Below are 10,432 nucleotides of genomic sequence, written 5' to 3'. Positions count from 1 at the left end.
GTTGGCTTTCCTTGGCTTGGGCCCTGGCACCGATACGGGGCCGGCCCGCCGCCGGGCGTGGCGGCAGGGCGGGCGGCGCTGTGCGTTGCGCGGCGGCCTGCCGTTATCTGAACGCGCCAGGCAGGCGCGCGGCTGACGTGGCGGCTTGTCCGGTCACGCGCATCATAAGTCCGCAAGGGTCGTTCTTGCATGGCCGGATGTCATAAAATCGTCACATTGGCGGATGCGGGCACCCGGCAGGGCCGGGCCGCCTGCCGGCCAGCCGGCGCGGGCAGCCGTGCCCCAGGCCGGCAAGCCGGCGCAGTCACAGGCTGGCAGATCGAGGCCGAAATATAAACGAGGAGAAACGACAAGATGACGAAGTTCGCGTGCAAGACCCGCTTGCTGTCCCTGCCGGCGCTGCTGGCGTGCGCCGCCGTGCCGCTGGCCATGGCCGCGCCCGCCGCGGCCGCGTGGCCCGAAAAGCCGATCCGGCTGGTGGTGGGCTTCCCGCCCGGCGGCCCGGTCGACACCCATGCCCGCATCCTCGCCGAGAAGCTGCAGCCCATCCTGGGCCAGTCGGTGGTGCTGGACTACAAGGCGGGCGCGGCTGGCAACATCGGCTCCGACGCGGTGGCCAAGGCGGCGCCGGACGGCTATACCCTGCTGCTGGCCAATACCGGCCAGATGGCGATCAACGGCTCGCTCTATCCCAAGCTGCCCTACGCCATGCCGAGGGATTTCGCGCCGGTGGCGCGCACCGCGCTGATCCCGCTGGTGATGGTGGTCAACAACAACGTGCCGGCGCGCAACCTGAAGGAATTCATCGCGTACGCGCGCGCCAACCCCGGCAAGCTGAACTTCGCCTCGGGCGGCAACGGCGGCATTTCCCACCTGATGCCGGAGATGTTCAAGCAGGCGTCCGGCACCTTTATCGTCCATATCCCGTACAAGGGCAGCGCGCCGGCGCTCACCGACGTGATGGGCGGGCAGGCGCAGATGATGGCGGACTCGATCCCGCTGTTTACCCAGTACATCAAGGCCGGCAAGGTGCGCGCGATGGCGGTGACCTCGAAGCACCGCTCGCCCGCCTTGCCGGACGTGCCGACGATGGAAGAAGCCGGCCTGAAGAACTTCGAGGTGGTCGGCTTCTACGGCATGCTGGCGCCGGCCGGCACGCCCAGCGACGTGGTGGCCCGGCTCTCCGGCGCGCTGCAGTCCGTGCTGGCCGACGCCGACACCCGCGCCAAGCTCGAGCAGCAAGGCGCGGAGCCGGCCTGGCAGGGACCGGAGGCCTTCGGCCAGACCATTGCCGCCGAGCAGAAGCGCTGGGGGCAGGCGGTCAAGGCCTCGGGCGCGAAGATCGACTGAACGGCTTCACCATCCGGGCGCGGCAGTGCCAAGGCCGCCCGCCGGGCGGTCCCACTGCATCGGCGCGCCATCCACCATCACTGGCGGCCTGATCCGCCGCGCCGCGCCCCAGGCCGTGGCTTCCACCGTTTCGGCCAGGTCCGCGGCCTGTTCCGGGGCCAGCGGGGCGGAGCCGCGCGCCAGCCCTGCGCCATCGAGCAGCAGTTGCGCGGTGCGCGCCAGCGAGGCCCGGACCTCGCTGCCGGCGCCGCTCGCCAGGCGCCGCGACAAGCCGCGGATGGCCGCGGTCGCCAGCAGATAGCCGGTGGCATGGTCGATTGCCTGCACCGGCAGTGGCCCTGGGCGGTCCAGTCCGCGCAGGCGCATGCCCGCCTCGGCGATGCCGCTGCTCATCTGCACCAGGCTGTCGAAGCCGCGCCGGCCCTGCCATGGGCCGCTCCATCCGTAAGCATCGAGCGAGACATCGATCAGGCCAGGGTTGAGCTGGCGGCGCCGCTGCGCGTCCAGCCCCAGCCGTGCCAGCGCATCGGCGCGGTAGCCATGCACCATCACATCGGCCTGGCCCAGCAGGCGCTCCAGTATCTGCAGGTCTTCGCGGCGCTTGAGGTCCAGGCGGGCGCAGCGCTTGCCGAGCACCACTTCGGGCACCACGCCGGGCTCTTCCCAGCCAGGCGGGTCGATGCGCAGCACATCGGCGCCGAAGCCGGCCAGGAAGCGGGTGGCGACCGGGCCGGCGAGGATCCGAGTCAGGTCCAGCACGCGGACGCCCCGAAGCGGGCGCTCGGGGGTGAAGCCGTGCCGCGGCGCGGGGCTGCCATCGAAGGCTCGCCAGTGCAGCAGGGGCTCGTGGCCGACTGCCTGCCCCTGCGGGTGCGCGGCCCATTGCGCCGCCGGGCGCATGGCCGCGGCGCAGCCGCCCTTGTCCACCACGGCGTTTTCCAGCGCGTCCGCCTGCCATGCGGCCACGGCCTTCGCCACCGCCGCCTTGTCGGCCGGCACGCCGAGCACCGCGAGCGCCGCCGCGCGGTGATGCGGCGCATTGGTGTGCAGGCGGATCCAGCCGTCCGCCGCGCGGTAGTCGCCGGCCACGGCATCCCATTGCGGCGGCAGCGCCCAGCCCTGCGGGCGCAGCGAGGTGCCGAACCAGAAGGATGCCAGCCGGCGGTCCACGCTCGCCCGCGACGCGTGTCCGCCGGCCGCGTGGATGAGTTCCGCGACGGCGAGACCCGCGGCACCGGCGCTGGCGGCCGCCAGCTCGGTGACCGGGAAGACCGACGGCAGGCTGCCGCTCCCGGTCCAGGCCAGGCGTTCCAGCCAAGCGGGGTCGCCGTGCACGCTGGCCCAGATGTCGCGCAGGAAGCTGGCGGCGGCCGGGCTGTCGGGGATGTCAGGGGTAGCCGCGGCGGGCGCGGCATGTGCGCGATAGGACATGGCGGAGGTCACTGTGATTGGATCCACGAACTGGATCGACGAAGGGGCGGGCTGGCGGCCAGGTGCCTTGCAGGTTAGGCCGCTTGTTTTAATAGTCAATATTGATTACCTTAATCAAGTTATTGCTTCTCAGGCCCAAGCCCAGGCTAGTCTCCCCGTCGCCATGTCCCGCTACCTCACCTCGGCCGAAGCGGCCGCCCGGCTGGGCGTTTCCCGCCAGACCCTCTACGCCTATGTCAGCCGCGGCCTGCTGCACGCCCACGATGGCGAGACACCGCGCGAAAGCCGCTACCTGGCGGCCGACGTGGAACTGCTCGCCGGCCAGCGCACGCGCGGGCGCAAGCCGCGCGAGGTGGCCAAGGCCGCGCTGAGCTGGGGGTTGCCGGTGCTGGAGTCGGGCATCACGCTGATCGAAGACGGGCGGCTCTATTACCGCGGCTCCGATGCCGCCGTGCTGGCGGCCTCCGGTACGGTGGAATCGCTGGCTGCGCTGCTGTGGCAGTGCGGGGAACAGACCGCCTTCGGCGCCGAGCCGCCGGCCGCGCCCGCGCACCTGGCTGCGCTGCAGGCCGCCTTTGCCGGGCGCCGCAGCGAGGAGGCCCTGCTGCCGCTGTTCACCGCCGCCAGCGGCGACGACGCCACCGCGCAGTGGCAACAGTCGCCGGCGCGGCTCGCCGAGGGCTGCGGCGCGCTGGTGCGCCTGCTGGCCGCCTGCCTGCTGGGCACGGCGCCCGCCAGCACGCCGATCCACCGGCAGTGCGCTAGCGCCTGGGGCGTGGACGGGGCGGGCGCGGACCTGATCCGCATGGCGCTGGTGCTGTGCGCGGACCATGAGCTGAATGCATCAAGCTTTACCGCGCGTTGTGTCGCCTCGACCGGGGCCAGCCTGCGGGCATCGGTGGTGGGCGGGCTTGCCGCGCTGACCGGTGGCCGGCACGGCGGCGCCACCGCGCGCGTGGAGGCAATGTGGGACGAGCTGGCCGGCGCGCACCCGGCCGCGCGGCTGCGCGAGCGACTGGCGCGCGGCGAAGACCTGCCAGGCTTCGGCCATCATCTCTACCCGGCCGGCGATGTGCGTGCCATCTGCCTGCTGGCGCCGGTGCTGGCACATCACTCCGGCTGGCAGGAGATCATCGGCGTGGCATTCGACCTGACCGGGCAGCGGCCCTCGGTGGATTTCGCGCTGGTGGCCCTGCGCCGACACCTGGGGTTGCCGCCCGGGGCGGCCTTCGGCCTGTTCGCGCTGGGCCGCTCGATCGGCTGGATCGCGCATGGGCTGGAGCAGCGCGCCGACGATGCCCTGATCCGGCCGCGCGCGGCGTACACGGGACCGCGCCCGGGCCAGGGCTAGCTAGCGCAGCGCGGCCCGCGGCCGCCATGCCGCGGCTGCGGAAAACCACGGTCCGGTCAGCCCCGCTTGCGTCAGTCCGAGGGCCACCCTGCGCGCAGGTGTTCTCCTGCAGCGAGAAGATGGCGCCTCGTGGCCGCGGCGCGCGCGCCGTGCCTGCTCAGGTGCCGGTGGCCTTCCTAGCGAGGCCGGAGCAGCGGCCAAGGACGGTGGTGATGCAGCATGCGTTGCCGGACCAGTCGCCAGAGATCACCAGCCCGGTAGGGCCGGCGATCAGGCGGCGCTGGCACTGGCCGGGCACCAGTACGGGTTCGGGCGAGGTGGGTGCGCGCGCGTCGCGCGGACCGCTGCCCGGCGCGCGCGCCGGTGGCACTTCCTCGGTCCACAGGTAGGCCGTGCCGCCGGGCACCGATTGCACGGATTGCGGGGGACCCCACTGCGCCTTGGCCTGTTCGATCGGCGCGGACTGCCAGGAATCCAGCACGCGCTGCATGGCCGATTGCTCGATGCCGGCGCAGGCGCCCAGCGCGAGCGCGACAAGTAGTGTCGTCAGGAAGCGGGAAGATGCGGGAGAAGGGGCAACGGCGCGGCAGTCGGCGGGCATGGTGGCTCCAAGGGGGAAGGCGGGCCCCCTCTGCGCAGACTAGCGCAGCGCGTGGCCCGCCTGCAAGCGCCCGCGCATTGCTTATGCGGGTTTGCCCACAGTCGGCACCAGCACGGCCTTGTCCGGTTCGGCGGGCGGCTCGTGCGCGCCGTCGTCGCCACCGGCCTGGCCCAGGTCGATGCCGCTGGTTTCCGGCARCAGCAGCGCGGCGCCCATCACCATGGCGTAGCCTACCCCTGCGACGATGGCGATGGCCAGCGGCAGCGAGGTGCGCCCGGTGCTCAGCCAGCCCACCGAGAGCGGGAACAGCGAGCCGATCACGCGGCCGACGTTGTACGAGACGCCGTAACCGGTGGCGCGGATGTCGTTGGGGTACGACTCGGAAATGGTGGCCCCGATGCCGGCGAACACGCCCTGCATCAGCACGCCGAGCGGGAAGCCGAGGAACAGCATCGAGATGTTCGAGACCGGGATCACCATATAGACCAGGGCCATGACGAAGGCGCCTGCGGCAAAGGCGATATAGGTCAGGCGGCGGCCCCAGCGGTCGRTGGCATAGGCGCCGGCCACGTAGCCCACCAGCGAGCCGAAGATAGTCATGGCCAGGTAGGAGCTGGTGCCGAACACCGATAGCCCGCGCTCGGTCTTGAGGAAGGTCGGCAGCCAGGTGGCGATCGCATAGTAGGCGCCCAGCATGCCGCCCGACAGCAGGCTGCACAGGACGGTCTTGCCCAGCAACGGGCGGCGGCCCAGCCGCGCGAGCTGCTGCCACGCCGAAGGGGCGCCGCCTGCCGCGCGCGCGGCCCGGCTCTTGAGGAAGATTTCCGGCTCTTCGAGGTTGCGGCGCAGGTAGACCACCACCAGCGCCGGCAGGATGCCCATGAAGAAGCAGATGCGCCAGGCAGTCTCCGCCGGGAAGAGGCTGAAGGTGATGGCGTAGGCGATGGCCGCCGCGCCCCAGCCGAACGAATAGCTGCTGGCCGTGAAGCCCGAGTACTTGCCGCGATGCGCCGGGTTGCGGATCATCTCCGTCACCAGCACCATGCACAGGGACGACTCGCCGCCGAAGCCCAGGCCCTGCAGCATGCGGAAGGCCAGCAGCTGTCCGGGCGTGTTGGCCAGCCCGCACAGGAAGCAGGCGAAGGCGAACACCACGATGGTCCAGCGCAACACACGCACGCGGCCGTAGCGGTCGGCCAGGATGCCCGCGCCGATGGCGCCCACCAGCGACGACACCAGCGTCCAGGTGACGATGGCGCCCGCGGCCGACTTGCTCATGCCCCATTGCGTCAGCAGCGTCGAAATCAGGAAGGAGTAGATCATGAAGTCGAACACGTCGACTGCATGGCCAAGGAACGCGCCGTAGAAACCCTTGCGCTCCATTTTCGATAGATCCCTGAACCAGTCCAGCATGTTCGCTCCTTTTGTGGATGGGGGCGGTGCCCTGTCAGTCTTGTTGCGCCGGGGCGCGTTGCACCGTGTTGGAATGAACCGGCGGCGGCCGGAAGCCGAGGCCCGCTGCCTCGAGCAGCTGGGCGAAACGCAGGGAGGTCAGGTCGGCGAAGCGCCCGGCGACGATCTGCACGCCGACCGGAAGGCCACTGCGGCCCGGGCCGATCGGGGCCACGGTCGAGGGCAGGCCGCACAGGCCGGAATGGCCGGCCCAGAACAGCTGGCTGGTGAGCGGGAGCGCCCGCCCGTTGACCTGGAGCGTGCGCTCCCAGGGCTCGCCGCTCTCATCCAGCACGAAGGCGGTGGTGGCGGCGGCCGGGCACAGCAGCACGTCGAAATCGTCGAAGAAGCGTTGCCAGGCTTGCGCGAAGGCGGCGCGCGCCTGCTGCAGCTGCAGCCACTGGCGGTGGCGGATGCCGGCGCCGGTGAACTGCAGGGTGGCGTAGTCGTGGTCGTCCGGTGCCACCGCGGCGGCGGCAGCGGCGCGGGACAGCGCGGCATCGAAGCTGGCATCGTCCATATGCACCGAGGTAGTGGCGCGCAGCATCAGTACATAGGTGTGCCAGAGGGCGGCGGCGTCGAAGTCCGGCCGCGCGTTCCACGTTACCCGGGCGCCCTGGCCCGCCAGCCAGCGGCCCAGGTTCTCGATCTCGTCGCTGACTTCGGCGTCGACCTCGCACTGCGGGTGGCTGGGCAGCACGGCGACGCGGAAATCGGCCAGCGCGGCCTGCCCGCAGGGCGGCAGCGAAAGACGGTAGGCCAGTGCCTCGCCGCCGTCCGGGCCGGCCAGGGCCTGCAGCAGCAGCTCCAGGTCGCGCGCGCTGCGCGCCAGCGGGCCGGCCACGTTGATGTCTTGCTCCCCGTAGGTGCGGCCGATGCCGTGGCCACGCAGGGGGATCAGGCCATGGCTGCTCTTGTGCGAGAACACGCCGCAGTAGTGGGCCGGATTGCGCAAGGAGGAGCCGATGTCGGAACCGATGTCGAAGAAGCTCATGCCGGCGCACACCGCGGCGGCGCTGCCCCCCGATGAGCCGCCCGGGGTGCGGCCGGGGTCGTGCGGGTTGCGCGTGGTGCCGTAGACGGCGTTGTAGCTCTGCCAGTCACGCAGGCCTAGCGGCACATTGGTCTTGCCGAGCAGCACCGCGCCGGCTGCGCGCAGGCGCTCGACCACGGCGGCGTCGCCGGCGGCAATGTTGTGCCGTTGCGCCGGGCTGCCGCAGGTGGTCGGCCAGCCGGACACGTCGAAGGATTCCTTGATGGTGAACGGGATGCCATCCAGCGCGCCAAGCGGCCGGCCCTCGGCGCGGCGCCGGTCGCTGGCCCGGGCCGAGGCGCGGGCGGCGGAGAAATCCGACACGACGATGGCGTTGATGCTGGCGTGCGATGCGGTGTAGGCAGCTTCGCACCAGTCGACCAGGTCTTGTGYGCTGGCGTGGCCCTGGGCCAGGAGTTCGGCTGCCTTCCAGACTGGCAGAAAGCAGGCGTCTGCCTGGCTGGGATCGGTGCTCGCAATATCTTGCCGGGTCACGCTGGGCTCCGTCTTGTGGGCTCGAGGCGGCCGGCGCGCGCTGCTGGGCGCGCAAGATCACCGCGAAAATCGGTATACTATATTCAAAAAATTGCAGAGTGCAAGACGAATATTGGATGAGACGATATGCGTCACTTCCTGGTGCAATGCAACAGGTTTTGGCACAAAATCGGGGTTTGAGCCAGGCGGATGGCGCCTTTCGTGCCCCGCGACGGGGCCTGGAGGGAGGCTTTTTTGTATACCGTTTCCCGGCGACGCGGGCTGGCTATTGCTGTTCGAGCAATGCCTTGAGGCTGGCGAGGTCACGCCGGACCCAGTCGGCGTCGGCGGCGAAGCGGGCATCGTCGACGCCCGGGTAGCGCAGCAGGGTGAAAAGCAGGGTGGCGCCGCCGGCATTGGCGATGACACGCATCGGGATGTAGATCTCCTCGCTGCCGGGCGGCTGCACGTAGTGGTCGGCGATGCCGTAGGGATTGGCGGGGGTGAAGCGGACTTGCATCGGACCCTCGGGTGTCAGGGTCTGCCAGCTCCCGTCCGAGCGTTGTGACAGTTCGCCCAGGCCGCTGGCCCAGCGCGGATAGTTCTCGGGCACTGCGAGGAAAGCGGCGACCGTCGCCGCCGGCTGGTCGATATCGATGCCCAGGGTCAGGCAATCGCATTGGTTGGCCATCGCATGCTCCGCTGTGTGGGCTTACTGTCTATCTGCCTGGTGATCGGGGAAAGACAGGGTTTGCTGATCCGGGCTGGCGCGCTTGCGCGGGCGCGTGCCGGCAGGTGACACGGCTTCGCGCCTGGCGGCATGGCGCGCCGGTGCCGCTAGCGCTTCCAGGGCAAATTGCCGGGTCGCCTCCAGCGGCACGGCATTGGCCAGCAGGTCCGCCAGCCTCGGCGCCAGGATTTGATAGGTGTCCAGGTCGAAGCGTGCCGGGTCCGCGAGCAGCGCAGGGGCGTCGTCGAGCGAGGCCACCGAGCCGAGGTAGCACCAGTTCTCCAGGATATGCCACCAGGCCTTGGCGCCTTCCCGCTCGCGCCATGCCACGGCGCCGGGGAACGGCCAGGGCCGGACTGCCTGGTCCGCCAGCGCGGCGACCATCCGCTCGCGATGGGCCGCCAGCGACTCGTCGCCCGTGCAGGCGCCCTGGCAGCGGTGGAGCTGGCGGGCGAAGCAAGGCAGGCCGCGCCGCGCCGGCTTTTCCAGCGTCAGCGCCGCCAGGCAGAGCTGGTGGGCCTGCGCCAGTTCCGTCAGATGCGCTTCGGCGCCGGCACGGCTGGCGAAGGCACCATACAGGTTGGGATGGCGGGCGAAATCCGTGTCGCGGTCCGAGCGCAGCAGCGGCGCGCTCAGGCCGGGCGGCAATTCCCAGGCGTACAGCGCGGCATTCCGGCGCAGCATCCGGTTGTGCAGCGGCTGCATGCGCTTGATCAGCTGGGCTTCGAGCAGCAGCGCGCCGGTCTCGTCGCCCGTTTCGCGCCATTCGACACGCCGTACCGCGCGCGCCAGGCGCATTTCCAGCGCGGCGCTGTGGTCGCCTGAAAAGTGCGCACCAATGCGCTGGCGCAGGTGGATGCTCTTCCCTATATAGAGAGGCAGGTCCTGGTCGCCGTAGAAGAGATAGACGCCGGGGCTGTCCGGCACGTCGTCCAGCGCCGTTTCCTCGAGGCCGGAGGGCAGGCTTGCCCGCTTGACCAGCGACCGGACGGCGGACTCGACCAGGTCGACGCTGTAGAGACCGTGGATCTTCTGCCAGAACTGCCAAAGCAGCTCGGCGTCGGCCAGTGCGCGGTGGCGTCCCTTGGGCTCCAGTCCGAAGCGGGCGATCAGCGCGTCCAGTCCGTGGCGCGTCATCGAAGGGAACAGCGAGCGGGAAAGGCGCAGCGTGCACAGCACATCGGCGCGGAAGGTAATGCCGGCGCGGCGGAATTCGTTCTTCAGGAAACCGTAGTCGAAGCGCGCGTTGTGCGCCACGAAGAGCTTGCCCTGCAGCCGCTCGGCCAGGTCCTCGGCCAGCGATTCGAAGCGCGGCTGGCCGTGCACCATGGCCTCGGTGATGCCGGTGAGCTGCTGGATAAAGGACGGGATGCCGACGCCGGGCTCGACCAGCGTATCCCACTCGACGATGCCGTCCGGCCCGACCTCCACCACGCCGATCTCGGTAATGCGGTCGCGGGTGGCGTCGGCGCCGGTCGTCTCCAGGTCAACGAAGACGATCGGACGGGATAGGGCGGCGGCGAGCGCCTGCGCATCCAGGTGACGGGGCAGGCCGTCCGGCTGATACGGCGGCTCGAGGGAGGCAAGGTCTTGCATCCAGGGATTCTAATGGATGGGGATGGGTGGGGAAGCCTGCGGGTGGTGGCCCGGATGGGTTCGAGACAGTTGCTGGCGACCGCATGCGCGTCCCGTTCATCAGCGCGTCACAAACGATTCGAAGGAATTTTCAGAAAAGGCTTGCCAGGACCGTGGGCGGGCCTTAATATTCGCTCCCTCGCAACACGAAGCGCGGCTGCAAAGCAGACGGGACAAGGGTTGCGGGGTGAACGGGTGAGGTTGGCGGTGCGAAGAGCGCGGCGAGCCGGAGCAAAAAAAGATTGCGAAACCTGTTGACGAAACGTAGAAAGTTCTTCATAATCTCGTTTCTCTGCTGCTGACAACAAAGCAGCGACGCGGTAAGCAAAGCGAACCGCGGCAAGTTCTTTAACAAACAAACAACCGATAAGTGTG

The 10,432-nt window shown here is 70.0% G+C and carries 9 protein-coding genes; 2 read left to right on the top strand and 7 right to left on the bottom strand.

Annotation, left to right across the window (positions count from 1 at the left end; all coding sequences use genetic code 11):
• Positions 1-354: 354 nt before the first annotated feature.
• Complete coding sequence (locus AB4Z48_RS32220) at positions 355-1,350, top strand: Bug family tripartite tricarboxylate transporter substrate binding protein (RefSeq protein ID WP_441621556.1); 996 nt, start codon at positions 355-357, stop codon at positions 1,348-1,350.
• Between the two features lie 6 nt (positions 1,351-1,356).
• Here AB4Z48_RS32220 and AB4Z48_RS32215 read toward each other — a convergent pair whose 3' ends face one another.
• Positions 1,357-2,781: a CoA transferase gene (locus tag AB4Z48_RS32215; protein ID WP_441621625.1), complete on the bottom strand. Its 1,425-nt coding sequence runs from the start codon at positions 2,779-2,781 to the stop codon at positions 1,357-1,359.
• Between the two features lie 163 nt (positions 2,782-2,944).
• On the opposite strand from AB4Z48_RS32215, the gene AB4Z48_RS32210 reads away from it, so the two are divergent.
• Entirely contained in the window at positions 2,945-4,132 is a 1,188-nt protein-coding gene (locus AB4Z48_RS32210) for a citrate/2-methylcitrate synthase (protein ID WP_441621554.1), read from the top strand.
• Positions 4,133-4,289: 157 nt separating this feature from the next.
• On the opposite strand, the gene AB4Z48_RS32205 is transcribed toward AB4Z48_RS32210, so the two are convergent.
• The 6 genes from AB4Z48_RS32205 to AB4Z48_RS32180 all read right to left on the bottom strand — a co-directional run.
• Positions 4,290-4,733 carry a hypothetical protein gene (locus tag AB4Z48_RS32205; RefSeq protein ID WP_441621552.1) on the bottom strand — a complete coding sequence of 148 codons (444 nt, stop codon included), beginning with the start codon at positions 4,731-4,733 and terminating at the stop codon, positions 4,290-4,292.
• Between the two features lie 81 nt (positions 4,734-4,814).
• Positions 4,815-6,146: an MFS transporter gene (locus AB4Z48_RS32200; RefSeq protein ID WP_441621551.1), complete on the bottom strand. Its 1,332-nt coding sequence runs from the start codon at positions 6,144-6,146 to the stop codon at positions 4,815-4,817.
• A gap of 34 nt (positions 6,147-6,180) precedes the next feature.
• Positions 6,181-7,713 (bottom strand): amidase, encoded by a 1,533-nt coding sequence (locus tag AB4Z48_RS32195; protein ID WP_441621549.1) that lies wholly within the window; start codon positions 7,711-7,713, stop codon positions 6,181-6,183.
• Between the two features lie 265 nt (positions 7,714-7,978).
• Positions 7,979-8,383 (bottom strand): SRPBCC family protein, encoded by a 405-nt coding sequence (locus tag AB4Z48_RS32190; protein ID WP_441621547.1) that lies wholly within the window; start codon positions 8,381-8,383, stop codon positions 7,979-7,981.
• 21 nt (positions 8,384-8,404) lie between these two features.
• Positions 8,405-10,018, bottom strand: coding sequence for an exonuclease domain-containing protein (locus AB4Z48_RS32185; RefSeq protein ID WP_441621546.1), 1,614 nt, complete (start codon positions 10,016-10,018; stop codon positions 8,405-8,407).
• A 107-nt stretch (positions 10,019-10,125) separates the two neighbouring features.
• Positions 10,126-10,432: hypothetical protein (locus AB4Z48_RS32180; RefSeq protein WP_441621544.1), on the bottom strand; the 307-nt coding region annotated here is incomplete at its 5' end.

The sequence above is a fragment of the Cupriavidus sp. 2TAF22 genome, from assembly GCF_052115045.1.
Classification (GTDB): Bacteria; Pseudomonadota; Gammaproteobacteria; order Burkholderiales; family Burkholderiaceae; genus Cupriavidus.
This window is presented reverse-complemented; position numbering and strand designations above follow the sequence as displayed.

Coding starts and splice junctions, on each gene's coding strand:
- AB4Z48_RS32220 (WP_441621556.1), top strand. CDS start 355: ATGACGAAGTTCGCGTGCAAGACCCGCTTGCTGTCCCTGCCGGCGCTG.
- AB4Z48_RS32190 (WP_441621547.1), bottom strand. CDS start 8,383: ATGGCCAACCAATGCGATTGCCTGACCCTGGGCATCGATATCGACCAG.
- AB4Z48_RS32185 (WP_441621546.1), bottom strand. CDS start 10,018: ATGCAAGACCTTGCCTCCCTCGAGCCGCCGTATCAGCCGGACGGCCTG.
- AB4Z48_RS32215 (WP_441621625.1), bottom strand. CDS start 2,781: ATGTCCTATCGCGCACATGCCGCGCCCGCCGCGGCTACCCCTGACATC.
- AB4Z48_RS32210 (WP_441621554.1), top strand. CDS start 2,945: ATGTCCCGCTACCTCACCTCGGCCGAAGCGGCCGCCCGGCTGGGCGTT.
- AB4Z48_RS32205 (WP_441621552.1), bottom strand. CDS start 4,733: ATGCCCGCCGACTGCCGCGCCGTTGCCCCTTCTCCCGCATCTTCCCGC.